The organism is Pseudomonas sp. P106(2024) (assembly GCF_057480815.1).
This window is the reverse complement of the sequence record NZ_JBLIYU010000023.1, coordinates 36,010-58,058: the sequence shown is the minus strand read 5'-3', so window position 1 is coordinate 58,058 and position 22,049 is coordinate 36,010. Positions and strand designations below refer to the sequence as shown.

Annotated in this window: 27 protein-coding genes; 12 read left to right on the top strand and 15 right to left on the bottom strand. The window is 65.7% G+C overall.

Annotated features, from left to right (window positions below):
- Nucleotides 1–149: 149 nt before the first annotated feature.
- Nucleotides 150–1,058, bottom strand: coding sequence for an NHL repeat-containing protein (locus AC25M7_RS24335; protein WP_280071555.1), 909 nt, complete (start codon nucleotides 1,056–1,058; stop codon nucleotides 150–152).
- 255 nt (nucleotides 1,059–1,313) lie between these two features.
- On the opposite strand from AC25M7_RS24335, the gene AC25M7_RS24330 reads away from it, so the two are divergent.
- Nucleotides 1,314–2,150 carry a bifunctional allantoicase/(S)-ureidoglycine aminohydrolase gene (locus AC25M7_RS24330; protein WP_028692239.1) on the top strand — a complete coding sequence of 279 codons (837 nt, stop codon included), beginning with the start codon at nucleotides 1,314–1,316 and terminating at the stop codon, nucleotides 2,148–2,150.
- Between the two features lie 80 nt (nucleotides 2,151–2,230).
- A complete protein-coding gene (locus AC25M7_RS24325) occupies nucleotides 2,231–2,836 on the top strand; it encodes an START domain-containing protein (RefSeq protein WP_486971564.1) in 606 nt (201 codons plus the stop codon).
- Nucleotides 2,837–2,839: 3 nt separating this feature from the next.
- Here AC25M7_RS24325 and AC25M7_RS24320 read toward each other — a convergent pair whose 3' ends face one another.
- The 4 genes from AC25M7_RS24320 to AC25M7_RS24305 form a co-directional block, all read right to left on the bottom strand.
- On the bottom strand, nucleotides 2,840–4,348 hold the full coding sequence (locus AC25M7_RS24320) for an MDR family MFS transporter (protein WP_028692237.1): 1,509 nt from the start codon (nucleotides 4,346–4,348) through the stop codon (nucleotides 2,840–2,842).
- Entirely contained in the window at nucleotides 4,338–5,474 is a 1,137-nt protein-coding gene (locus AC25M7_RS24315; protein WP_028692236.1) for an HlyD family secretion protein, read from the bottom strand. Before AC25M7_RS24315 ends, AC25M7_RS24320 begins: the two co-directional genes overlap by 11 nt.
- 293 nt (nucleotides 5,475–5,767) lie before the next feature.
- Nucleotides 5,768–6,640 (bottom strand): alpha/beta fold hydrolase, encoded by an 873-nt coding sequence (locus AC25M7_RS24310; RefSeq protein WP_463402461.1) that lies wholly within the window; start codon nucleotides 6,638–6,640, stop codon nucleotides 5,768–5,770.
- An 18-nt stretch (nucleotides 6,641–6,658) separates the two neighbouring features.
- A complete protein-coding gene (locus tag AC25M7_RS24305; protein WP_028692234.1) occupies nucleotides 6,659–7,279 on the bottom strand; it encodes a LysE family translocator in 621 nt (206 codons plus the stop codon).
- Between the two features lie 244 nt (nucleotides 7,280–7,523).
- Between AC25M7_RS24305 and AC25M7_RS24300 the strand changes: the two genes are divergently transcribed.
- Nucleotides 7,524–8,003 (top strand): GNAT family N-acetyltransferase, encoded by a 480-nt coding sequence (locus AC25M7_RS24300; RefSeq protein WP_028692233.1) that lies wholly within the window; start codon nucleotides 7,524–7,526, stop codon nucleotides 8,001–8,003.
- Here AC25M7_RS24300 and AC25M7_RS24295 read toward each other — a convergent pair.
- Entirely contained in the window at nucleotides 7,985–8,425 is a 441-nt protein-coding gene (locus AC25M7_RS24295; RefSeq protein WP_062363405.1) for a general secretion pathway protein GspC, read from the bottom strand. The genes AC25M7_RS24300 and AC25M7_RS24295 overlap by 19 nt on opposite strands.
- A 115-nt stretch (nucleotides 8,426–8,540) precedes the next feature.
- Here AC25M7_RS24295 and gspH point away from each other — a divergent pair, with 115 nt between their 5' ends.
- Both gspH and AC25M7_RS24285 read left to right on the top strand, forming a co-directional pair.
- Complete coding sequence (gene gspH / locus AC25M7_RS24290) at nucleotides 8,541–8,975, top strand: type II secretion system minor pseudopilin GspH (protein WP_028692231.1); 435 nt, start codon at nucleotides 8,541–8,543, stop codon at nucleotides 8,973–8,975.
- Nucleotides 8,972–9,565: a type II secretion system protein GspJ gene (locus tag AC25M7_RS24285; RefSeq protein ID WP_028692230.1), complete on the top strand. Its 594-nt coding sequence runs from the start codon at nucleotides 8,972–8,974 to the stop codon at nucleotides 9,563–9,565. The genes gspH and AC25M7_RS24285 overlap by 4 nt, the downstream gene beginning before the upstream one ends.
- On the opposite strand, the gene AC25M7_RS24280 is transcribed toward AC25M7_RS24285, so the two are convergent.
- Genes AC25M7_RS24280 through AC25M7_RS24270 form a run of 3 tightly spaced genes read right to left on the bottom strand, consistent with a single transcriptional unit; the run spans nucleotide 9,558 to nucleotide 11,673 of the window.
- Nucleotides 9,558–10,460, bottom strand: coding sequence for a FecR family protein (locus tag AC25M7_RS24280; protein WP_182325069.1), 903 nt, complete (start codon nucleotides 10,458–10,460; stop codon nucleotides 9,558–9,560). The genes AC25M7_RS24285 and AC25M7_RS24280 overlap by 8 nt on opposite strands.
- 29 nt (nucleotides 10,461–10,489) lie before the next feature.
- Nucleotides 10,490–11,032, bottom strand: coding sequence for an RNA polymerase sigma factor (locus AC25M7_RS24275; protein WP_028692228.1), 543 nt, complete (start codon nucleotides 11,030–11,032; stop codon nucleotides 10,490–10,492).
- Nucleotides 11,029–11,673, bottom strand: coding sequence for an STN domain-containing protein (locus AC25M7_RS24270; RefSeq protein ID WP_486971563.1), 645 nt, complete (start codon nucleotides 11,671–11,673; stop codon nucleotides 11,029–11,031). Before AC25M7_RS24270 ends, AC25M7_RS24275 begins: the two co-directional genes overlap by 4 nt.
- 160 nt (nucleotides 11,674–11,833) lie before the next feature.
- Between AC25M7_RS24270 and AC25M7_RS24265 the strand changes: the two genes are divergently transcribed.
- Nucleotides 11,834–12,148 (top strand): hypothetical protein, encoded by a 315-nt coding sequence (locus AC25M7_RS24265; protein ID WP_028692226.1) that lies wholly within the window; start codon nucleotides 11,834–11,836, stop codon nucleotides 12,146–12,148.
- Nucleotides 12,149–12,317: 169 nt separating this feature from the next.
- On the opposite strand, the gene cobF is transcribed toward AC25M7_RS24265, so the two are convergent.
- On the bottom strand, nucleotides 12,318–13,067 hold the full coding sequence (cobF, locus tag AC25M7_RS24260) for a precorrin-6A synthase (deacetylating) (protein WP_486971562.1): 750 nt from the start codon (nucleotides 13,065–13,067) through the stop codon (nucleotides 12,318–12,320).
- Nucleotides 13,068–13,131: 64 nt separating this feature from the next.
- Nucleotides 13,132–14,421 (bottom strand): OprD family porin, encoded by a 1,290-nt coding sequence (locus AC25M7_RS24255; RefSeq protein ID WP_486971561.1) that lies wholly within the window; start codon nucleotides 14,419–14,421, stop codon nucleotides 13,132–13,134.
- Between the two features lie 346 nt (nucleotides 14,422–14,767).
- Here AC25M7_RS24255 and AC25M7_RS24250 point away from each other — a divergent pair, with 346 nt between their 5' ends.
- The 3 genes from AC25M7_RS24250 to AC25M7_RS24240 all read left to right on the top strand — a co-directional run bounded on the left by AC25M7_RS24250 (nucleotide 14,768) and on the right by AC25M7_RS24240 (nucleotide 16,197).
- Entirely contained in the window at nucleotides 14,768–15,124 is a 357-nt protein-coding gene (locus tag AC25M7_RS24250; RefSeq protein WP_028692223.1) for a histone-like nucleoid-structuring protein, MvaT/MvaU family, read from the top strand.
- Nucleotides 15,125–15,330: 206 nt separating this feature from the next.
- A complete protein-coding gene (gloA, locus tag AC25M7_RS24245) occupies nucleotides 15,331–15,858 on the top strand; it encodes a lactoylglutathione lyase (protein WP_028692222.1) in 528 nt (175 codons plus the stop codon).
- A 93-nt stretch (nucleotides 15,859–15,951) separates the two neighbouring features.
- Nucleotides 15,952–16,197, top strand: coding sequence for a hypothetical protein (locus AC25M7_RS24240; protein ID WP_028692221.1), 246 nt, complete (start codon nucleotides 15,952–15,954; stop codon nucleotides 16,195–16,197).
- 83 nt (nucleotides 16,198–16,280) lie between these two features.
- Here the strand turns inward: AC25M7_RS24240 and AC25M7_RS24235 are convergent, their stop codons facing one another.
- Complete coding sequence (locus AC25M7_RS24235; protein WP_062363390.1) at nucleotides 16,281–17,102, bottom strand: shikimate 5-dehydrogenase; 822 nt, start codon at nucleotides 17,100–17,102, stop codon at nucleotides 16,281–16,283.
- 161 nt (nucleotides 17,103–17,263) lie between these two features.
- Between AC25M7_RS24235 and AC25M7_RS24230 the strand changes: the two genes are divergently transcribed.
- Nucleotides 17,264–17,602, top strand: a complete 339-nt coding sequence (locus AC25M7_RS24230; RefSeq protein ID WP_028692219.1) for a hypothetical protein — start codon at nucleotides 17,264–17,266, stop codon at nucleotides 17,600–17,602.
- Nucleotides 17,603–17,728: 126 nt separating this feature from the next.
- On the top strand, nucleotides 17,729–17,878 hold the full coding sequence (locus tag AC25M7_RS24225; RefSeq protein WP_486971565.1) for a hypothetical protein: 150 nt from the start codon (nucleotides 17,729–17,731) through the stop codon (nucleotides 17,876–17,878).
- A 70-nt stretch (nucleotides 17,879–17,948) separates the two neighbouring features.
- Here the strand turns inward: AC25M7_RS24225 and AC25M7_RS24220 are convergent, their stop codons facing one another.
- Nucleotides 17,949–19,007 carry a metal-dependent hydrolase gene (locus AC25M7_RS24220; RefSeq protein WP_062363384.1) on the bottom strand — a complete coding sequence of 353 codons (1,059 nt, stop codon included), beginning with the start codon at nucleotides 19,005–19,007 and terminating at the stop codon, nucleotides 17,949–17,951.
- Nucleotides 19,008–19,087: 80 nt separating this feature from the next.
- Entirely contained in the window at nucleotides 19,088–19,879 is a 792-nt protein-coding gene (hisN, locus tag AC25M7_RS24215; RefSeq protein ID WP_028692072.1) for a histidinol-phosphatase, read from the bottom strand.
- Nucleotides 19,880–20,106: 227 nt separating this feature from the next.
- Here hisN and AC25M7_RS24210 point away from each other — a divergent pair, with 227 nt between their 5' ends.
- On the top strand, nucleotides 20,107–20,754 hold the full coding sequence (locus AC25M7_RS24210; RefSeq protein ID WP_062363381.1) for a helix-turn-helix transcriptional regulator: 648 nt from the start codon (nucleotides 20,107–20,109) through the stop codon (nucleotides 20,752–20,754).
- A gap of 114 nt (nucleotides 20,755–20,868) precedes the next feature.
- On the opposite strand, the gene AC25M7_RS24205 is transcribed toward AC25M7_RS24210, so the two are convergent.
- Nucleotides 20,869–22,008, bottom strand: coding sequence for a glycerate kinase (locus AC25M7_RS24205; RefSeq protein ID WP_486971560.1), 1,140 nt, complete (start codon nucleotides 22,006–22,008; stop codon nucleotides 20,869–20,871).
- Nucleotides 22,009–22,049 lie beyond the last annotated feature (41 nt).

Below are 22,049 nucleotides of genomic sequence, written 5' to 3'. Positions count from 1 at the left end.
CGCCTCGCAGGGTGCCGGGGTGACCATCTCATTAAGTAACCCGCCGTAAGGGCGGAAAGGTGAATAAGCGTCAACATCGCAAATGAATGCGCATACAACGATCAAAACCACCCAACAACAACAACAACAACAACAACAACAACGCCAGGTCAGGCCTCAGGCCCCCGAGGCAACCCGTCGACCTGAGCCGTACTGGCCTCGACCGGCGGCGTCAACCGCAAAACCCGATCCCGTCCTCCTTCAGCCAGCAAATACCCCCCCTTGCCATCCGGAACAATAGCCTGAGGCGCCTTCAGATAGCTGAGAATCGTATGCCGAGCACCATCACCATCAATCCGCACCAACCGCGCCCGATGAGTGGAATCCTCACTGATCCACAATCCACGCTGATCGCAAAGCAGGAACGTTGGGTTACGCAGCCCCTCAACCACCACCGGATCAGCGCCTTCGGCATTGAACGCACGAATCTTGCCGGTAGCCTTCTCGGTATACAGCAGCCGTCCATCGGTACAACGGGTCAGCCCTTCGGTCTCGGTCAACCCCGCACGCAGCACATCGACCTCACCGCTGCGCCAGTCGTATCGCATCAACCGGCCATCACCCTTGCGGTCCTCGATGGCATAAAGATGCTGGCCATCGTTATACAACCCCTGCACATTGTTGCCCGAGAATAGCTGGCTGACCCTCCCATCGCGCGACATGCTGACCGGAGCCCCGCCTACCTCCTGGCTGAACGCCCATCCACCCTCGACAGCAACCATACCGTCGGGCTTGGACAAGCCATCGAGCACCACCATCCGGTCGCCCTCGGCGGTGATGCGCATGATGCTGCCCTTGCCACCGTTGAGCTCGCGACTGACCAGCAAGCTGCCGTCGGCCTGGGGCAGCAACGAGGCGGCCCGGGTCACCGAATTGTGCAGCACCTGAACGTCCCAGCCCTCGGCGGCCTGCACCGGGTAGAAGGACTGCCAGCCGAAAAAACCCAGGGTACAGGCCAACAGCCCCCCGGTACCGGCCAGGGCGAGGCGAACAGCACGTTTGCGCAGGACAGGTATCATCGATTCAGCTCCGTGGAAGTGCTGGCGATGCTAGCAAGGCGATGTGAAAAAAATGTCATGGCCCTAAACCCTGGGAAACTTCCTACATCAGCGCCATGAGAATGCCTTCATGACATTCAGCAACTGGATACCGGGTATTCCAACATTTAATTTGTAGATGGCGCCGGCCCGCCCCTATGCTGTCGGTGCATCCCCTGCACGCACCGGCCGGTGTGGTCCAAGGCATGGGGAGAGAACAACAAGTCGAGACCGTTCATGTCGAAACCTTCCTACTTCGCCCCCCACGGTGGGCACCCGGCTCAGACCGAGCTGCTGACTGACCGTGCCATGTTCACCGAAGCCTATGCCGTCATCCCCAAGGGCGTGATGCGTGACATCGTCACCAGCCACCTGCCGTTCTGGGACAAGATGCGCATGTGGGTCATCGCCCGCCCGCTGACCGGTTTCGCTGAAACCTTCTCCCAGTACATCGTCGAAGTGGCCCCCGAAGGCGGCAGCGAGCGTCCTGAGCTGGACCCGAACGCCGAAGCGGTGCTGTTCGTGGTCGAGGGTGAAATCGACATCACCGTCGAAGGCAAGCACCACACCCTGGTGCCTGGCGGCTACGCGTTCCTGGCCCCGGGCGCCGACTGGAGCCTGCGCAACAACAGCAAGGCCAATGTCACCTTCCACTGGCTGCGCAAGCACTACCAGAAGGTCGAGGGCCTACCGGTTCCCGAGTCGTTCGTCACCCACCGCGACAACGCCACCGTCATCGAGATGCCTGGCACCGAAGGCCGCTGGGTCACCACCCGCTTCGTCGACATGGCCGACATGCGCCACGACATGCACGTGAACATCGTGACCTTCCAGCCGGGCGGGGTGATTCCGTTCGCCGAGACCCATGTCATGGAACACGGCCTGTACGTGCTGGAAGGCAAGGCGGTGTACCGCCTGAACCAGGACTGGGTCGAGGTCGAGGCCGGCGACTTCATGTGGCTGCGCGCCTTCTGCCCGCAGGCCTGCTATTCCGGCGGCCCAGGCCCGTTCAGCTACCTGTTGTACAAGGACGTCAACCGTCACGTGCACCTGACGCTCAATCCGCAGCGTTGATGCAATGCAGGAGCGGGCACGCCCGCTCCTGCCGGTCTTGATCCATACTGATCGGACCTTCCTCCTTCGGCGTCCCCGCCATGCCCCTCCTGCGCCCTCTGTTTGTCCTGCTGCTCCTGCTGCCGGGCACCTTGCCGTGGGCAGACGACTGGCAACTCGCCCACCAGGAAGACGGCATCGATGTCTACCTGAGCAGCGTTGAGGGTTCGGCCTACCAGCAGTTCCGCGGCATCACCCGGATCAAGGCCAGCCTGCGCACCCTCACCGACCTGCAGGAGAACCTGCGGGTGGCCTGTAAATGGCTGTACGCCTGCGCCGACATGCGCCTGCTGGAGGTGGACGGCGACACCACCTGGGTCTACCTCACCACCGCCCTGCCCTGGCCGGCCATGCCCCGCGACATGGTGCTCAAGGTGCGCACCGAGCGCCTCGACAGCGACACCTTGGTCCGTCACCTGAGCGCCGAGCCCGGACGGGTGCCGGCTGCGCCCGGGCTGATCCGGGTGCGCCGGCTCAGCGGCGAATGGGTCATGCGTCCGCTGGGCGAGCGCGAGACCGAGGTCACCTACCAACTACGCGCCGACCCGGCCGGCGATGTGCCGGGCTGGCTGGCCAATCGCTTCGTGGTGGATGCGCCGATGGTTACCCTGAAGACCCTGCGCGCCGTGGCCGAACGCCAGCCGTGATGGCTAGCGACTGCGCAGCAGCAGGGACGCCAGCGCGCAACCGAGCAACGCCACGCACGACAGATAGAACGCATCCGAATAGGCCATCAGGTAGGCCTGCTCGCGCACGCTCTGGTCGATCAGCGCCAGGGTCTGCATCACCTGTGGCGACTGCGGATCGACCATGCCATCGGGCAGGCGCTGCTGCAGCGCGCCGTCGAACAGCGTCAGCCCTTCGCCCACCCGCACCGAATGAAAACGCTCGCGCTGCGACACCAGTTGCGTCAGCAACGCCGTGCCCAAAGCGCCACCCAGGTTGCGCAGCATCGAGATCAGCGCCGAGGCCGAGCCGGCCTGGGCCTTGTCCAGGCCCTTCACTGCCAGCACCGACAGCGCCACCATGATTAACGGCTGGCCGATGCCGCGCACCACAGTCGAAGGGATGATCACGTTGCTGCCCGAGTCCACCGTCAGCGTCGAGCCCAGCCAACAACCCAGGGCCATAATGGCGAAGCCGCTGGCCACCAGCAGCTTGGCATTGAGCCAGCGCATCAGCCGGGGCAGCAACGGCGCCAGCAGCAGTTGGACCATGCCGTAGGCGATCAGGCTCTTGCCGATCTCGCTGGCGCTGTAGCCCTGCACCAGCGACAGGTAGTTGGGCACCAGGAACACCAGGCCGAAAGTGGCTGCGCCGAACACCGCCATGGCCAGGCTCGATACACCGAAATTGTAGCTGCCCAGCAGGCGCAGGTTGATGAACGGCCGTGTGCCCCACAGTTGGCGCTGGATGAACAACGCCAGGGCGATCATCGCGACGAGGCTGAAACCGACGATGAAGCGCGACTCGAACCAGTCCTTGCGCCCTCCCTCCTCCAGCACCACTTGCAACGCACCCAGCCCCAGCGCCATGGCGGCGATGCCCAGCCAGTCGGCCTGGCGCAAGGCACTGCGATCCCCGGCCTGACCCTTGATCGACCAGGCCACCGCCGCCAGCAGGGCCACGCCCGGCGGCAACTGCAGCAGGAAGATCCAGCGCCAGGAGTACATGTCGGTGAGCCAGCCGCCGATCGACGGCCCGGCAGCCTGGGCCACGCTGTTGGACAGGCTGAACAGCGCCATGCCCAGCGCCAGGCGGCTGGCCGGCAGCTCGGTGATGATCAATTGCATCGACAGCGGTATCAGCACCGCACCGGAGGCGCCCTGGATCACCCGCAGGCTGATCATCGCCTCCAGGCTGCCGGCCATGGCGCAGCTCACCGAGCTGACCAGGAACACAGCCGAGCCCACCAGCATCACCCGGCGCAGGGAAAACACCTGCACCAGCCAGGCGGTCAGCGGGATCATGCTGATCTCGGCCACCAGGTAGGCGGTGGAGATCCACGAGCCCTCCTCGAAGCTGGCCCCCAGCGCGCCCTCGATCTCGGGCAGGGCGGCACTGGTGACATGGACGTTCATGCCAGCCATGAAGCAGCCGAACAGGCCGCCGATCACCGCCACCCAGGCGCGCAGGGAGACCTTTTCTTCAGCGCTCATGGCGGGCCTGCCGGGTGTCGACGGTGGCGATCACCGACATGCCGGGCAGCAGCCGTGGGCTGTCGTCACCCGCCGGGTCGAGGTGGATACGGACTGGAAAGCGCTGGACGATCTTGGTGAAGTTGCCGGTGGCGTTGTCCGGCGGCAGCAGCGCGAACACCGCGCCGGAACCCGGGGAGACGCTGTCCACCGTGCCGCGCCAGTGCTGGCCGAAGGTGTCCACCTCAAGGGTCACCGGCTGGCCGGGACGCATCTGCGCCAACTGGGTTTCCTTGAAGTTGGCCACCACGTACGCCTGTGCCACCGGCACCACCGCCAGCAGCGGCAGGCCGGGGGTGACGTACTGCTGCTGGCGTACCTTGCGCTGGCCGACCACGCCGTCGAACGGCGCACGGATCTCGGTGTCGGCCAGGGCGCTGCGGGCCAGGTCAGCCTCGGCGCGGGCCTGGTCGAGGTCGGCCTGGCGTTGCAGCAACTCAGCCTCCAGTTGCTTGCCCTGCTGCTCCAGCATCGCCTTGCGTGCATGCTGGCGCGCCAGTTCGGCGTCGGCCGCGCGCTGCATGGCCTGGGCCTGGATACGAGTAGCGCGGGCCTGCTCCATGCGCTGCACGCTGGCCGCCTGCCATTGCGCCAGGTGCTGGTAGCGCTGCCAGTCGGCCTCGGCCCGCTGCGCCTCGCCGCGACTGCCACCACGCTCGGCGTCGGCACGGGCGATGGCATGGGCCTGCTCGTCCTGCTCGGCAGCGAAGGCGCGCAGGCGCATGCGCTGCACCTGCAACGCCGCCTCGCTCACCGCCAGGTGCGCCTCGGCCTTGCGCAGGCGATCGCGAAAGTCCCGTTCGTCCAGGCGCACCAGCAGGTCGCCGGTCTTGACCGCGGCGTTTTCCGCCACCGCCACCTCAGCCACATAACCACTGACCCGAGCGCTGATCGGTGCCCAGTCGGCGCGCACGTAGGCGTCGTCGGTCTGCTCCAGGAAACGACCATCGAGCCACCAGTAGCCGCCATAGGCCGCCAACAGCAGACCTACGCCCCCGGCCAGGCCGAAGCGCAGCAGGCGCTGGCGGCGCCGGATCTGGGTTTGCTCGAGGGTGTGCTGGGGATCTGGGCTGACCGCCTGGTTCATGCTGGGCTCCATCCGATGGGGGGAGCGCCAGGGTACGGAAACTGTGATTGTCGTTCGCTCGTGAATCGGCAAGCAATCGTCGTGAAATGGACAGCAGATCAATCAACGCTAATCCTGCGTGCGGAACCTGTGAGCGGCCTTGCCGAGGCGTCGGACCGTTCGGATGGGCTGCGCAGCAGCCCCAGCGATTGATGCGTCAACGCTGAAGCCCTGGGGCCGCTTCGCGGCCCTTTCCGACCGGTCCGACGCCTCGGTAAGGCCGCTCAGGGGATTGCGTTGGCTGTGGAATGCCTTCAATCCTGCAGGAACGCCAGCACCTGCTCCGCGGCTATCGACGGATCTTCCTGCATGAAGCAGTGCCCGCCCGCCACCTGCTGCCCGCTCACCTGGGCATTGAGCCCCGCCAGGCGCTGTACCGAGTGCGGCACGAACGGATAGGTCTGCTCGCCGTACAGGATCCGCGTCGGCGTCTGGATACGGCCCAGGTGCTGCCACATGCGTTCGGGGAACGAACTGAAGATCTCCACCTCGCGGCTGGGCCGGCACTTGAGCACCACGCCTTCGCCACAATCCCCGATGGCGTGCTCCACGTAGGCCTGCAAGGCGGCATCGGTCCAGCCCTTGAAGATCCCGCGCCCTTGCAGCGAGGCCTGCGCCGACTCACGATCGGGCCAGTGGCTACGGCGGGTGGCGGCCTTGCGCGCCAGAGCGTGGCGCCGGTGCAGACCGACCATGGCGGCGGCGCCCATCACTCCGATCATGCGTCGGCTGAACAGCACCGGGTCGAGCAACACGGCGCGTTGGAACAACTGCGGCTCGCTGGCCAGGATCAGGCCAGTGAGCACGCCGCCGAAACTGTGGCCCAGGGCGTAACGTGGAACATCTCCATACTCGCCGCGCCCGGTCTCGAACGCCTCTACCGCCAGCGCCGCGCTGCGATTCCAACCGCAAAAGGCGCCGCCGTGATCACTGTCGCCATGGCCTTGCACATCGCTCAACCACAGGTCGAAGTGTTCACCCAGGCGCATGAGCATAGGTTGGTAAACCAGGCTGCAGAAACCGTTGCCATGCAAAAAGTGCAGCAGCGGCTTGCCGCTGGCGGGGGTTCGCCATCCACGCAGGGTAAAGCCTTCGGCGCATTCATGGGACCAGGGAATCAACTCCATCGACGGCACTCATCGGCTCTAGGAAAACGCCGATTCTACAAACAGCAGCGGATACAGTGAAATCACCAGCAGCACGGCCATCAGGACATTGAACAGCACCACCGCGCGCGGATTGCGCAGCAGGTTGCGCAAGGCGCTGCCGAACATCACCCAGATACCGACGCTCGGCAGGTTCACCAGGGCGAACACGGCGGCAATGACAATCACGTTGAACACGTAGCCCTGGGCCGGCGTATAGGTGGTGATCGCCCCGACCGCCATCACCCAGGCCTTCGGGTTGACCCATTGGAACGCAGCGGCGCCCCAGAACCCGAGCGGCTTGCGGCTGCCGCCACTGTCGCCGGACATCGGACCGGACGTGGCGATCTTCCAGGCCAGGTACAACAGGTACGCCGCACCTGCGTAGCGCAGGATGCTGTACAGCGCCGGCCAGGCCTTGAACACCTCGCCCAGCCCAAGGCCGACCGCCAGCACCATCACCATGAAACCGACACTGATGCCCAACGCGTGGGGAATGGTGCGGCGCACGCCGAAGTTGACCCCCGAGGCCAGCAGCATGGTGTTGTTCGGGCCGGGGGTGATGGAAGAGACGAAGGCGAACAGGACGAACGCACTGAGCAGATCGAGCGAGGCAAGCATGACGGCGGTTTCCGGCTTTTCTGATTATCGAAAGGCCACAGTAGCGGAGGGTTGGGGGAAATGACCGGTACAGTTACGCTAAATTGAGCAGATACAAATTTCTGTTCCATTCATATGCATGTTTGCTGACCGCTTCTACATCATCGGCGCGGCAAATCATCCGCCAGGCACCTGGCGGCCTCACTTCGTTTTCCCTGACACTACCGATCACCTTTGTACCCAACCGATCACAAGGAAGCCCACCATGCCCGTGACCATCCGCCCCGCAGTTCGCGGCGACGCCGCCCAGATCCTGGCCTTCATCACCGAACTGGCCGACTACGAGCGCGCCCGCCACGAAGTCGTGGCGACCCTCGCCGACATCGAGCACAGCCTGTTCGACGCGAGCAGCACGGTGCGCAGCCTGGTCTGCGAGCGCGACGGCCAGGCCATCGGTTTCGCCGTCTACTTCTACAGCTACTCCACCTGGCTGGGGCGCAACGGCATCTACCTCGAGGATCTCTACGTCACGCCTCAGCAGCGCGGCGACGGTGCCGGGCGCAAGCTGCTGCGGCATATCGCCCGCGAGGCGGTGGAGAATGGCTGCGGTCGCCTGGAATGGAGCGTGCTGGATTGGAACGAGCCAGCCATCGGTTTCTACCGCTCGCTGGGCGCCGAGCCGCAGGACGAGTGGATCCGCTACCGCCTCGACGGCGAGCGCCTGCGTCAGTTCGCCGAAGGCTGAGGCGCCTGCCCCCAGAACGACGCCTGCGCCAATACCGGCACCTCGACGCGGCTGCGCTGGCCGCCGCGCTCGATCACCAGGCCGCGGCCTTCGATGGCCACCAGGCGCACGCCGCGGGCCAGTTCCTCGCCACTGCGCACGGCACGCGCCGGGCCGCCGTCGATGCTGACGATGGCCACCGCGCCCTGGCTGCCGGCCATCACACCACTGACCTGGATCTGCGCCTGCAACGGCAGGTCGGCGAACCAACGCCCGGCCGGTGTTTCACTGGGTGTCAGGGCCTCGGCAGGCTGCAGCGAGGCTACGCCCGGCGAGGGCTGCAGCAACAGGCTGGTCCAGGTCACAAGGCCGGCGATCAGGGCCAGCAACCCCAGCCCCTGCAACAATGGGCCGAGGGAAAGGTTGGGATGGACAATACGCATGGTCACGCGCTCCTTGTGTGCCTGTGCCCGAGCATACCGGGCGATTCTCACGGTTTTGTTTCACACGGCGATCATCTTGCACGGGCAAGCTACCTGGCAGGACAAGGAGCGCCCCGTGAACGGACAACGTGGTTTCACCCTGATCGAACTGATGGTGGTGCTGGTGATCGTCGGTATCGCCAGCGCCGCCATCAGCCTGAACATCCGCCCCGACCCGGGCAAGCACCTGCGCGCCGACGCCGAGCGCCTTGCGCGCCTGCTGGAATTGGCGCAGAGCGAAGCCCAGGCCGATGGCCAGCCGCTGCGCTGGCACAGCGACCGCGACGGCTACCGCTTCATCCGCGCCGACGGCCAGATACTTGCTGACGGCCCACTCAAGCCGCGCAGCTGGCAGGCCGAGGCGGTCAAGGTGCAAAGCGAGCCCCGCGGCGCGGTATGGCTCGATGGCGAGTGGATCGGCACGCCACTGACCCTGCGCCTGCGCAGCGGCGCGCTGCGGGTGGAGCTGGCGCGCAACGCCGCCGGCCAGGTGCGGGTCAGCCAGCCATGAACCGGCAGGCGGGCTTCACCCTGATCGAAGTGATGATCGCCATCCTGCTGATGGCGGTGGTCAGCCTGATCGCCTGGCGCGGGCTGGACAGCGTCAGCCGCGCCGACCGGCATGTGCGTGAGGCCAGCGAAGACCAACAGGCGATCCTGAGGGTGTTCCAGCAACTGGAACGCGACCTGGCCCTGCGCGCCACCGTCGAGCTGGTCGAGCCGACCCTGCCCGGCCGCGAACCGCCTGGCAAGCCGTTGCTGCCCGCGGTGCGCGCCCGTGCCGACCGGCTTGAGCTGGTGCGCTCCGGCGCCGTCTCTGGCAGCGGTCTGCAACGGGTGCGCTGGTATGTGCGTGGCGGCACCTTGTATCGCGCCGCCGCGCCGCTGCGCGAGCGCTTTGCGCTGCCCGCGCCCAAGGTCGCGGTGGCGGTGCTGGATAACGTAAGCGCCTTCGACCTGCGCAGCTGGCAAGCCAAGGGCGGCTGGCGCGCACCGGCCAGCGAGGCCGACGACAACCCCATTGGTCTCGAGGTGCGACTTACCCGCCGCGGCCCTCAGGGCGAGGAGCGTTATCGCCAGGTATTGGGGCCGTTCAACTGACCAGCACCACGCCGCCCGGCAGCTCCAGACAGCGGGCACCATAGGCGACACGGATCAGTTCGGCGGCCTGGCGCAACTGGTCGAAACTGAACCGCGCCTGCACCCGTCGGCGCCCTAGCGTGGGGTTGAGCAACACCAGGCGACCAGGACGGTAGCGGTTGATCTCATCGATCACCCGGGCCAATGGCGCATCGCGAAATACCAGCATGCGCTCGCGCCAGGCCATCACCTGGCCCGGATCGAACGGCTCGGGCACACCGATGCCTTGGGCGCCATAGCGCAACTGACGGCCCGCCGGCAGCGCCTCGACGCGCCCCTGGACGGCCACGCGCAACTCACCCCCCAGGCAAGTCACGCAGACACCTTCATCGTCCTCACGCACGTTGAACCGGGCCTGCTCGGTGCTGATCACCCCATCCTGCGCCCGCACCTGCAAGGGCTGGCCGGCCTGCACCTCGATTTCGCCGGCCAGCAGTGCGATACCCTCAAGTTCGCGGCTGACCCGGGTACGCACGTTCAGCTCAAGCTTGATCCCCGGCGCCAGCTCCACCCGTTGTTGCTCGCCGACCTCGGTGGCAAACGCCGGTGCTGGCGCCATAGCCGCCTCGAGCAGGCCGCCGCGCCAGACCACCAGCGCCACCGACGCCGCCAGCGCGCCACCCAGCAACGCCCGGCGACCGAGCAACGGCGCACCCTGCCCCGCCTGCCGTGCCGCAGGGCCGAGCAAATGCCAGAGTTGGCGTGCTTGGGCAAAGGCCTGGGCATGCGCCGGGCTGCGCGCGCACCACTGGCGCAGGGCCCGGGCATCGGCCTGGGTGGCCTGGCCGGACGTCAGCCGCAACAGCCAGTCCTGGGCCTGGCGCTGCAAGTCGGGATCGGGCGGAATCTGGGACATGGGGCTCACATGAAGAGGTCGACTATCGTTCAAGACGGTTTTCCCGCGCCGGGACCGAACCGCTGAAACACTTTTCTATCCAGGCGCATCGCGCAATGCCCCAGCGCCGCCTTGAGTTCCTTTTCCACCGTGCGCGTGGAGATGCCGAAGCGCTGGGAGATTTCCAGGTGCGACGCCTCCTCCAGGCGAGCGGCGATGAAGATCCGCCGGCGCCGGGCCGGCAGTTCGTAGAGGGCGCCCAGCAGGTTCTGGATCTCGCGCTGGCCGCCGACGATGCGCGCCGGGTCCTGGTCCTCGGCCACCTGCAGCAACGCCTCGATCTCGGCGCCGGTGAGCAGCCGGGCGTCGGCCTCGCGGCGGTCGGCGGCGACGTTCAGTGCCATGCGGTACAGGTAGGCGCCAGGGCGTTGCAGGTCGTGCGTCGCGTCCATGCGGTCAACCCGCAGGTAGGTTTCCTGCAGCACGTCGTTGGCCAGGTCATCAGAACCGAGTCGACGCCTCAGGCGTACCCTGAAGGCGTCGTAGGAGGTCAGAAACAGCTTGACCAGCGCACTGTCCCGAGGTTTGTTCATGCCGCCGCAGCTCCTTGCGAAAGTGGGCAATCCATAGGTTCCGGACGCAGCAGCAGGGTCAGCGGCTGCGCCAGGGATGTCGGCGGCGCCTGTTCCAGGCGCACCGTGCGCAGGCGCTCGACGAGCGCTGCGTCGCGGGCGAAATCGCCGGTCGAGGCCAGCAGGCGGCTCTGCACCAGCTGGCCGTTGACATCGATCCACACCTGCAAGGCCGCCCGGTAAGCACCCGGCCGGGTCAGTGGCGAGGCGCACAGGGCGCGTTCGACCGCGTGTTGCAGCGCCAGCGCATAACTGCCCGGTGAAAAGCCACCGGCGCGACCGCGCGCGGGTGTGCCGCGCAGGCGCAACGGTTGCAGGGTGAAGCCGCCGCCGCTGTAGCTCGCCTGTAGACCGGTGCCCTGCAGCAGTCGCTGCAGGCCTTCGCGCGCCGGATAACGGCCCACGACCGGGCTGGAGCGCTGACCGGCGAGCAAGGCCTGGTCGACCAGCACGGCCAGGCCACTCTGTTGGCCGAAGCTGTCCAGCGCCCGGTCCAGCGCCTGCGCCGGGATATCCAGGGTCAGCAACGGCTGGCCGCGCAGACCGGGAGCCGCCAGCAATCCGGCCAGCATCAGCACGCCGGCCACGAGCAATGCACGCACAGCTGTCCGGGCCTCCTTGCTGGCCGCCGTCGCCGGGGAAACGTCATCCTGGGGCCTGTGTATGACGCTGTGGTGACAGCCAGCGGCAACCAAAGCTTCACCCCGACGGCGGCCTGCAGGGGCTAGACTGCGCCGAAGAACGATTGCCCGGAGACCCGCCATGGCCCGCCTGCCCCTGACCACCCTGCCCCTGCTGCTGGCCTGTGCCCTGCCGGCGTACGCCGAACCGCCCAAGGACGGCCAGGGCTGTATCGACGTGCAGGTCGGCCAATCACGGGCACTGGCTTATGACTGCCTGACCCAGCAGCTGCAAGGCACTGACCCGCGCGCCGCCAAGGGGCTGCGCGAGCAACTGGATCCGGCGCGGCAGATGCAGCGCAGGGCGCCGAACCAGATGGGGCTGGCGACGCCGGCGGCGACCTCGACGCGCATGGGTAACAGTTTTGGCAGTTCCGTGGTGCCACAGCGGCCTTGAGGGGGTTGGCGGAGTCTGCTGGGTTTCTGGCGATAGAGTTGTAGCGCCTACAAGATCGAGCGCCGCCCGCGCGACGCAAGGCCGCTCCTGCATCTGTTTCGGGCCAATCAATCCTGTACCAATGCCTGGTCCGGCTTGTTGGCCCGACGAAATTACAGCATGGACACCACTACCCCTCCCTGCGCAACAGATAGGTATCCATGATCCACCCCTTGCGCCGCCGCGCCTCCTCGCGCAACTGGATGATGCGTGCCTTCACCGCCAGCAACGGCCCGCTGACCAGCAACTCGTCCGGCGTGCCCAGGTAGGCGCCCCAATAGATCACCAATTGCGGGTCGTCCAGGTCGGCAAAGGCGCACTGGCCGTCGAGCATCACCAGCACGTTGTCGATCCGCGCCTGTTCGCCCAGGCGTCGCCCCGGCAACACGGTCAGCGGCTCGCCGATGCGGTTGAGGGGGATCTGGTGGCGGGCGGCCAGGGCCTGGATGCTGCTGATGCCGGGAATCACCTGCAAGGCCAGCACCACGCCTTGCTCGCGCACCAGGTCGAGGATGCGCAGGGTGCTGTCGTACAACCCGGGCTCGCCCCACAGCAGGAAGGCACCGGTGTCGGCGGCGCCCAGTTCATCCTCGATCAGGCGGGCGTACAACGCGGCGCGCTGGACGTGCCAGTCCTGCACGGCACCGACATAGTCCGGCGCCTGACCGTCCCGACGGGGGTCCTCGACCTGCACCAGGCGGTAGCCGCCCTCGGGCCGGTAGCGCTCGATAATGGCCCGGCGCAGGCGCACCAGTTCGTCCTTGTCGGCCCCCTTGTCGAGGACGAAGAACACCGTGGCGCTGCGCAGGGCCTCCACCGCCTCATAGGTGACCTGGCGCGGATCGCCCGGCCCGATGCCGATCAGTAGAAGCTGTTTCATCGCCTGCCCTGCCTGGTTGCCAGTGGTCATTGTCGACCGACCACCGGCCCTTTGGCAAAGCGGCTCAGAAGATCGAGAAGTTGTAGCTGACGATGACCCGGGTCTCGTCCATGTCGCGCGCCCATTTCTCGTAGTTGCTGCGGTAGGTGGAGTTGCGCAGGCGCACGCTGACGTCCTTGAAAGTGCCGGACTGCACCTGGTACTTCAGCTCGCTGTCGCGTTCCCATTCCTTGCCTTCGGCATTGCTGCCGGGAACCTTGACGTTGTCGCCGTTGATATAGCGGGTGAAGAAGGTCAGGCCGGGCACGCCCAGGGCCTTGAAGTCGTAGTCGTAGCGCACCTGCCAGGAGCGTTCCTGGGCGGCGGCGAAGTCGTTGACCTGGGCATAGTTGACCAGGTACGGGTTGCTGCCGTCGAGGTACGGCATGGCGCTGTCGCCGTACATGCGCTGCCAGCCGGCGCTGAGTTTGTGGCCACCGAGGCTGTAGCCGAGCATGCCGCTGAAGGCGCGGTGGTCGATATGCCCGGCGCGGGCGTTGCCGATGTCGTCGCTCTTGATCAGGCGCAGGTCGGCCGACAGCGTGCCGACCTCCAGTGGCTGGCTGGCGACCAGGCCGAGGAAGTGCTGGCGGTAGATGTCCTCAAGCTTGGAAACCTGGTACTGGGCGCTGACACGCTCGTTGACGCGGTAGTCGACACCGGCCAGGTCGAAGTGGTCGGCCTCGATGTCGCAGGCATAGCGCTTGTTCTTGCAGTGCACGCGGATATCCTGGCGGTCGGTGGAGTCCCGCGCGGTGTACTGGTTCAGGCGCGCCAGGGTGAACTTGAGGTCGCGCACCTCCTCGGAGGTCAGCCAGGCACCGTGGAACATGGTCGGCAGCAGGCGGCCGTCGTTGTACTTGAGCAACGGCACGTCCGGCATCATCGATCCGTACTTGAGCACGCTATTGGACACTTTCACCTTGCCGGCGACCCCCATCTTGGCGTACTGGTCGGCAGAGTGGCGCGGGTCGTGACCGGAAGACGGCAACAGGCCGCTGTTGCTGTCGGCGGGGCTGGAGTCGAGTTTGAAACCGACCATGCCCAAGGCATCCACCCCGAAGCCGACCGGCCCCTGGGTATAACCGGACTGGACATTCAGAATAAACCCCTGCGCCCATTCTTCGCGTTTCGACGCACCCTGTTTGGAACTGCTGTGGCCATCACGGAAGTCCCGGTTGAAATAGACATTGCGTGCTTCGACCTTGGCACTGCTGTCTTCAAGAAAACCGGCGGCCTGGGCGTTGACACCGGCACACAGGAAGAACAGGCCGGCAACTCGGCGCCCGGGGGCGAGGGGGAAAGGGGCAAACATGCGAGGGAACATCCAAAAGAAGGGCGAAAAACCATCCGGGCAGTCATCTGCACCGGCACTACGCGATGAACGAATACATGTCGACCATCATCCATAATTTTCCGCCAAAGGCTCTAGCCTGCGCCATGGGACCATGGTCTAACGCCGCTGCCAGGGTGATTTCGAATAGCGCGTAAAAAACCGGCAAAGTTCCCGGCTAATTGATTGAAAGTTTGCAGTTTACCCACTCGCAAGCGACTACTACACTCTCGCTTAGCGAACAGCTTTACCCATCCACGTGGCCGGCGTTCAGTCAGTTTTCATGTTCGTCACGTCCCGCCACGGCAGACTTACAGGAGTGATGACAGTGTCCAGACTTGCAGAGTTTCGTGCTGCCGAAAAAGCGCTCAAGGAACAGATGGCACAACTGGAAGCGCTGAAAAAGGATGCCGGCCTTAAACGCGAAATCGAATTCGAGCAGAAACTAGTCGGCCTGATGAAAAGCTATGACAAGAACCTGCGCGACATCATCGCCATCCTCGATCCGAAGGCCGCGAGCCGCGCCCCGGCGCCGATCAAGCAGCAGCGTCGGCCACGGGTGGTGAAGGTCTACCAGAACCCGCATACCGGCGAGCGGATCGAGACCAAGGGCGGCAACCATCGGGGGCTGAAAGCCTGGAAGGAACAGTACGGGGCGCAGACGGTGGAAAGTTGGGTGCGGTGATGAAACCTCGACACCTGCTTCACACTTTTTTCACATGCGCAGGCCCAGTATCGAACCAGCTAAAGGACTAGCGACCCCATCACGCGCCCGCACATGCGGGCCTCTAATTCCAGCGCCCCGCACACGTGCGGGGCGCTTTCATTTGCGCTGGCGATGGACTTCCGTATCATGGTCCGCCTGTTTTAGGCCCTGATCCAGGAGTACCCATGAGCCTGCACGATCTGCAAACCCTGCCCGGCGTCACCGCCCAGCCGGACACCGCCACCGCCCACTTCGTGTTCAACCACACCATGCTGCGGGTCAAGGACATCGAGAAGTCCCTGGACTTCTACACCCGCGTGCTGGGTTTCAGCCTGGTGGACAAGCGCGACTTCCCGGAAGCGGCTTTCAGCCTGTACTTCCTGGCCCTGGTTGACCAGAAAGCCATCCCGGCCGATGACGCCGAACGCCACCAGTGGATGAAGTCGATCCCCGGCGTGCTCGAGCTGACCCACAACCACGGCACCGAAAACGACCCAGAGTTCGCCTACCACGATGGCAACACCGACCCACGCGGCTTCGGGCACATCTGCATCTCGGTACCCGACGTGGTCGCCGCCTGCGCCCGCTTCGAAGCCCTGGACGTGCCGTTCCAGAAGCGCCTGAGCGATGGCCGCATGAAGCACCTGGCTTTCGTCAAGGACCCGGACGGCTACTGGGTCGAGATCATCCAGCCGACCGAACTCAAGGCCTGATCGTCGGTCGCGCTCGTCGGGCCGGGAACTCCCGGCCCCTCGCTGTGGTATCTAGAAGGAGCGCCTGTTCCCAGCCACAGCGAGGTAAGGACGATGCAAACCCTTCACTGTGAATACCGCGACCACACCATCACCGCCAGCGTGATGCCTCACCCCGACTCGCCCCTGCCCTATGCGGCCGGTTGCGTGATCACCGATCCTGCGGGCCACTGCAGCCGGCGAATCTCGATGCCGATGAAGTTCTTCGCCGACCTGGAAAATGCCCAGCATGTGTCCCTGGCCCATGGCAGGGCGCTGGTTGACCAGCAGTTGGACGAGACTGGCCGGAAAGTGTTCTGAATCCTGTGACCTGCCCCGGCCGTATCGCCGGCACGCCGGCGATACGGCGCGTTAACGGCGCCCTGTAACAGGGACGTCTGGCGTCAACTTTCCCGGGCAAACGCCACGGCGGCTTGCATTTGCTCCGGTGTCGGCCGCACCCCGGTATACAGCACGAACTGCTCCAGCGCCTGCAAGGCGATGACATCGAGCCCGGTGATCACTGGCGTGCCAAGCGCCTCGGCGGCGCGGATCAGCGGGGTACGCGCAGGCATGGCCACTACGTCGAACACCCGCTGCGCCGCCTCGATGGCGGCTTCGGCAAACGCCAGTCGCTCGGCATCCGGCCCTCCGGCCATGCCGATCGGTGTGACATTGACCAGCATCGGCGGACACCGGTCGCCCAGCTCCGGCAGCCATCGATACCCGCAGACATCCGCCAACTGCCGCCCGGCCTGCTCGTTGCGGGCAACGATAGTGCCGTCACGGAATCCTGCATCCCGCAACGCACTGGCCACTGCCTTGGCCATGCCGCCACTGCCACGCAGGGCGAACGCGGTGGATGGATCGACCTGGTGTCGGGCCAGCAGTTGGCGCACCGCCAGGTAGTCGGTGTTGTAGGCCTTTAGATGGCCGTCGGTGTTGACCAGCGTGTTCGCCGAGGCGATGGCCGCGGCGGACGGATCGACCTCGTCCACCAGCGCCAGGCAAGCCTCCTTGTACGGCATCGACACGCCGCAGCCACGAATGCCCAGTGCACGGATGCCGGCAACGGCAGCAGGCAGGTCTTGGGTGGTCATGGCCTTGTAGTAGTAATCCAGCCCGAGCTGGCGGTAGAGATGGTTGTGAAAGCGCACGCCGAACGTTCCGGGGCGCCCGGCCAGGGAGATGCACAGCACCGTGTCCCGGCTCGGTGAATGGCTCATCGCGGATCCTCTGTCATGGCTGAAACGATTGCGCCAGCGTAGCAGACCCTGCCGCCGGTCGCCCCTTACACAACCTTTACCCTTGCCCTGGCAGCAGTTGCGCAAAGATGGGGTCATTGTAATCGAGCCCCGAACGTGGGGTTGTCTTGTGAGGATCGACCATGAACCGTTTCATCCCCGGAATCGCCCTGCTGGTCGGCGCGCTGGCCGTCAGCGGGCAGGCATCCGCCCACGGTGGCGGCTGGTACGGCCCAGGGCCGGTCGTCGGTGCTGCCGTGGCCGGTGCGATTTTCGGGGCGGCCGTCTCCAGTGCTCCGCGTACCGTCTATGTCCAGCAACCACCGGCCTACTATCCACCGCCCCCGGTCTACGTGCAGGCGCCACCACCACCGGTCTACTACCAGCCTTACGTGGTCGAACGCTACGTACCGGCACCGCCACCGGTGTACCGTCGCTACTACGGCCCACCGCCGGTGTACTACGGTCCACCGCGCTGGTAGGCGCCATCGTTGATAAAAGCAATGACCACTATCGAGGACATTGATTTCTAACCCTGAGGGCATCTGCGTAAGGTGGAGCCATGTTCGAGAGGAGATCCATCATGGCCCCGATCCAGATCATGTCCGTTGTCGGCAGCGCGGTACCCGGCAGTCTGCGCCAACAAGGCCTGCTGGTACCTGCTGCGCAACGGCGAAACCATCAGCGGCCCGTTGACCAGTCGCCGCGCCGCTGAAACCCTGGCCGACCGTTTGCTTGGCCAGACGCTCACCGCCTGACCCGAAGTTTGTTGTGCGTTGCTCCCTACGCCTCTTGTTGCCCGCCGCCATGGCGGGCTTTTTTTGGGTATCACAAATGCCCTGAACCCGGCGCCGCCCAGGCCGCCAGGGGCAGCGGTGGTTGCTGGTCGAGGATCCGCCGCCAGATCAAGGCCAGCCTGCCGCCATCGAACAGGGCTGCGGCGCCGCCCCCGATCCACCCTCTGGGCTGGGTAACCACCCACCGCCCGGAGGGGTCGCGCCGGGCCATTTCGAAGCGGAAACTGTAGCTGCCCGGCATGCCCATGCGCAGATCGGTGACCACCAGCGAATCACCAATGATGTCGTAGCGCAGCCAGTCGTCGGTGAACCAGCGCAGCCGCTCGTGCAACGCCGAACCGCGAAGCACCCTGGCCACCTCCAGGTTGCGCGACTGGCGCAGCATCTCTGGAGACTCGCGATCAAACCAGCTGCTCACACCTTCGTAGTAGTCACCCTCCGGTGTTTTCGCCAGTGTCCGCCAGATCAGGCTGTTGAAGGCTATAGGCACCGCACGGACCTCGCCGGGGGTGACGCCTTGTGCCCGCAAGGCCAGCTCGAAGCGCTGCTCGGCGGCCATGCGCCCAGCCAGGCCGAACCCCAGGTACGCGGTACTGCACGCCAACGCCAGCGCCAGCAGCGAGGTCGCCCTGCCCTGCAGCCCCTTGATCGCCGTATAGCCGACCGCCAGCAGCAACGGCACGGTGTACACCGGGTCGATGATGAACACGGCGGCCCAGCTCTGCGGCGTCAGGTGCAGTGGCCAGAACAACTGGGTGCCGTAGACGGTGAAAGCGTCGAGAATGGGATGGGTGACCAGTGCCAGCCAGAAAGCCAGGAACAGCCGGGGCCGGGTGTAACCCTTGTCCGGCCAGCGCCAGGCAACCAGCCAGGCCAGCACCAGGGCCAGTCCAGTCAGGACAAAGATCGAGTGGGAAAAGCCGCGATGAAAAGTCATCTGCGACACCGGATCGGCGTAGCGGATCACCACATCCAGATCGGGTACGGTGCCCAGAGCGGCGCCGTAGAGCAATGCGCGGCGGCCTTGCAGGCGACCCAACACGGTGCCTTGCAAGGCTGCGCCGAGCACGGCTTGGGTAAGTGAGTCCAAGGTGGCGATTCTCCCGCACGATCGACCAAGGTAACCAGAAACGCGCGCAAACCGTCCGAAGGCCTGCGCGCTGGCGAGGGTCACATGGCGTGACGCAGCATTTCCACCACCTGCGCATGCAGTGCTGGATCGCCGCAAGCCACCACGCAACCGCCGTTCTGGGCCGAACCGCCATCCCAGGCGGAGATCACCCCGCCCGCGCCTTCGATGATCGGCATCAAGGCCTGCACGTCATACGGCTGCAGGCTCGCCTCGACAATCACATCGACAAAGCCCGACGCCAACATGCAATAGGCGTAGCAATCACCGCCGTAGCGCATGAGGCGAGCCTTGCCGGCCACGGCCTCGAAAGCCGCCTTGCGCGCCGGGGTATCGAACATGTCGGGGGTGGTGCACATCAGCGTGGCCGAGTTCAAGTCAGCACAGCCACGGGTCTTGAGCGGCGTCTGCCCACGCCAGGCACCTTGGGGGGTGCCGACGAAGCGCTCGCCCGTGAACGGCTGGTTCATCACGCCGACCACAGGGCGCGCGCCATCATTGAGGGCGATCAGGGTGCCCCACAACGGCAGGCCGGTAATGAAGGCGCGGGTACCATCGATCGGGTCAAGCACCCAGGTCAACGGGCTGCTGCCCATTGCCGTGCCCTGCTCCTCACCCAGGATGCCATGGTCCGGATAACGAGACTGGATCAATCGGCGCATCGCTTCTTCGGCGGCCTTGTCGGCGACGGTCACCGGATCGTAAAGGCGCCCACCCTTGTCCTCGACGTCCAGGCTGGCGCGAAAGTAAGGCTTGATCGCCTCCGCGGCGGCATCGGCCAGCTGCTCGGCGAAAGAGCGGAATTCGTCGGTCTGTTCGGGGCTCAGGAACATGGAGCGGGCCTCGTGATTGAAAGGACCCGCATGATACCCGACTGCGCGGTGCGGCGGATGACTGGCACCGACAATGATATTGTTATGCCATTATTGCCACTTCATTTAATCGTCACTCAATCGTTGTACTAGCATAGCAAGCAGCTCCAATGGCCCCGCCGGCAGTCAAGGATGCTGGTCACTGGCGCGCGCGGGCCCCCGTTCCACCGCATATCATGGATGACACGATGAATTCGCACCTGCTGTTTCCGCAGATCGGCAAAGCCATATCCAGTACCGGTAGCCGCCACTTTCCCAGGCACCTGCACGACCTGATCCAGACCCACCTGACCATTGACGCGACGCATATCCGTCAACTGCGAATCGACCCGGCGTGCGCCAGCCAGCCTGACACGACACTGATCAACGAGACGGTGTTCAGTGCCGGCGATCCCGGTGAGGGCTTCGACGATTCGTCGCGCTTGCACCTGACCCGACGCAAGGATGGCTACCGCTACGAAATCACCGTGCTGCGGGCGGGCACGCGCAATGGTTTTTCTGCCATCGAACGCAGCCGGTTGGAAGATATTTCGCCCTTGTTGCTGCCTATGCTCGAGAAGCACATCAATGCGTTGCAGCCCGCTACCGTCGGGCTGGCGGATCTGGACAGCCTGGGTCAACGGTTCCTTGAACGACTGCGTCAAACCGGAATCAGCCTCTCGGAACGCGAGATGCAGGTATGCAAAGGGCTGCTGGCCGGGCGTACGGCGCCACAGCAGGCGCAGCACTTGCTGCTGAAGGTCAATACAGTGGAGAGTTACCTGCGCCGCGCCGCAATCAAGTTGGGAATCAGTGGCCGGCATTCGCTGATGCGGTGGATGTATGCCGAGGCCTGAGGGTTGTCACCGGCTTGGTCCCGGTGACGCACGCGGACTATGCGGGGGTTGGAGAAATGGGGCAGCAGGCACAGCAGCCATGACGTTGTTCAGGGTTACCGCAGGACTTGAGAGTCAGCGCTGGCGCGCCACCTGCCACAACCGCGCCACATCCCCGGCCCGCGCCTTCAATAACGTCTTTGCCTCGGCGCAGGCCTGTTCCAGGCTCATCGGCCCACTGGCCAAGGCAAAGGCGGCATCGATGCCCTGTGCGTACAACTGCTCGTAGCCGGCCCCCAGGGTCCCCGCCAGCACCACCACCGGCACGCCGTGGCGCTTGGCCACCCGCGCCACGCCGAGCGGCGTCTTGCCGCGCAGGGTCTGGGCATCGAAACGGCCTTCGCCGGTGATCACCAGGTCCGCGCCCTGCACCAGCTCATCCAGGCCGGCCAGCTCGGCAACGACCTCGACGCCCGGGCGGAACCGCGCGCCCATGAACGCCTTGGCGGCGAACCCCATGCCCCCGGCCGCGCCGCTGCCCGGCTGGTCACGCACATCCTTACCCAGCAGCGCCGCGCAATGATCGGCGAAATGCGCCAGGGCCAGGTCCAGGGCCTGCACCTGCTCGGGACTGGCACCCTTCTGCGGGCCGAAGATCGACGAAGCGCCGTTGGCGCCGCACAGCGGGTTGTCGACATCGGCGGCGACGTCCACCCGCACCTGCGCCAGGCGCGGATCCAGATCGCTGGCATCGATTCGCGCCAGTTGCGCCAGGGCCAGTCCGCCCTCGGCCAAGGGCGCGCCCTGTGCATCCAGCAGTCGCAGGCCCAGCGCGCGCAGCATGCCGCTGCCGCCATCGTTGGTGGCGCTGCCGCCGATGGCCAGGACGATGCGCGAGGCACCGGCCGCCAGCGCCGCGGCCACCAGCTCACCGGTGCCCCAGGTGCTGCTGCGGCAGGCGTCGCGCTGGCCGTTGGGCACCAGCTGGATGCCACTGGCCTGGGCCATCTCGATCACCGCCGTGCGGCTCGCGGCCAGCCAGCCCCAGCCCGCCTCGACCGGCTCGCCCAACGGGCCGCGCACCACCTGGCGGCGCAACTCGCCCTGGCTGGCGGCGACAATCGCCTCCATGGTGCCTTCGCCGCCATCGGCCATCGGGCATTCGATGCGCTCGGACGCCGGCCAGACCTCTGCCAGGCCAGCAGCGATGGCGTGGGCGACGCCGGCGGCGTCGAGGCTGTCCTTGAACGAGTCGGGGGCGATGACGATCTTCATGGGGATTCTCCTGTCCTGTTGCCGTGCATGCTGACAGGTGT

Excerpts from the sequence above, each read along its gene's own strand:
- AC25M7_RS24335 (WP_280071555.1), bottom strand. The coding sequence starts at position 1,058 with ATGATACCTGTCCTGCGCAAACGTGCTGTTCGCCTCGCCCTGGCCGGT.
- AC25M7_RS24330 (WP_028692239.1), top strand. The coding sequence starts at position 1,314 with ATGTCGAAACCTTCCTACTTCGCCCCCCACGGTGGGCACCCGGCTCAG.
- AC25M7_RS24325 (WP_486971564.1), top strand. The coding sequence starts at position 2,231 with ATGCCCCTCCTGCGCCCTCTGTTTGTCCTGCTGCTCCTGCTGCCGGGC.
- AC25M7_RS24320 (WP_028692237.1), bottom strand. The coding sequence starts at position 4,348 with ATGAGCGCTGAAGAAAAGGTCTCCCTGCGCGCCTGGGTGGCGGTGATC.
- AC25M7_RS24315 (WP_028692236.1), bottom strand. The coding sequence starts at position 5,474 with ATGAACCAGGCGGTCAGCCCAGATCCCCAGCACACCCTCGAGCAAACC.
- AC25M7_RS24310 (WP_463402461.1), bottom strand. The coding sequence starts at position 6,640 with ATGGAGTTGATTCCCTGGTCCCATGAATGCGCCGAAGGCTTTACCCTG.
- AC25M7_RS24305 (WP_028692234.1), bottom strand. The coding sequence starts at position 7,279 with ATGCTTGCCTCGCTCGATCTGCTCAGTGCGTTCGTCCTGTTCGCCTTC.
- AC25M7_RS24300 (WP_028692233.1), top strand. The coding sequence starts at position 7,524 with ATGCCCGTGACCATCCGCCCCGCAGTTCGCGGCGACGCCGCCCAGATC.
- AC25M7_RS24295 (WP_062363405.1), bottom strand. The coding sequence starts at position 8,425 with ATGCGTATTGTCCATCCCAACCTTTCCCTCGGCCCATTGTTGCAGGGG.
- AC25M7_RS24285 (WP_028692230.1), top strand. The coding sequence starts at position 8,972 with ATGAACCGGCAGGCGGGCTTCACCCTGATCGAAGTGATGATCGCCATC.
- AC25M7_RS24280 (WP_182325069.1), bottom strand. The coding sequence starts at position 10,460 with ATGTCCCAGATTCCGCCCGATCCCGACTTGCAGCGCCAGGCCCAGGAC.
- AC25M7_RS24275 (WP_028692228.1), bottom strand. The coding sequence starts at position 11,032 with ATGAACAAACCTCGGGACAGTGCGCTGGTCAAGCTGTTTCTGACCTCC.
- AC25M7_RS24265 (WP_028692226.1), top strand. The coding sequence starts at position 11,834 with ATGGCCCGCCTGCCCCTGACCACCCTGCCCCTGCTGCTGGCCTGTGCC.
- cobF (WP_486971562.1), bottom strand. The coding sequence starts at position 13,067 with ATGAAACAGCTTCTACTGATCGGCATCGGGCCGGGCGATCCGCGCCAG.
- AC25M7_RS24255 (WP_486971561.1), bottom strand. The coding sequence starts at position 14,421 with ATGTTTGCCCCTTTCCCCCTCGCCCCCGGGCGCCGAGTTGCCGGCCTG.
- gloA (WP_028692222.1), top strand. The coding sequence starts at position 15,331 with ATGAGCCTGCACGATCTGCAAACCCTGCCCGGCGTCACCGCCCAGCCG.
- AC25M7_RS24240 (WP_028692221.1), top strand. The coding sequence starts at position 15,952 with ATGCAAACCCTTCACTGTGAATACCGCGACCACACCATCACCGCCAGC.
- AC25M7_RS24235 (WP_062363390.1), bottom strand. The coding sequence starts at position 17,102 with ATGAGCCATTCACCGAGCCGGGACACGGTGCTGTGCATCTCCCTGGCC.
- AC25M7_RS24230 (WP_028692219.1), top strand. The coding sequence starts at position 17,264 with ATGAACCGTTTCATCCCCGGAATCGCCCTGCTGGTCGGCGCGCTGGCC.
- hisN (WP_028692072.1), bottom strand. The coding sequence starts at position 19,879 with ATGTTCCTGAGCCCCGAACAGACCGACGAATTCCGCTCTTTCGCCGAG.
- AC25M7_RS24210 (WP_062363381.1), top strand. The coding sequence starts at position 20,107 with ATGAATTCGCACCTGCTGTTTCCGCAGATCGGCAAAGCCATATCCAGT.
- AC25M7_RS24205 (WP_486971560.1), bottom strand. The coding sequence starts at position 22,008 with ATGAAGATCGTCATCGCCCCCGACTCGTTCAAGGACAGCCTCGACGCC.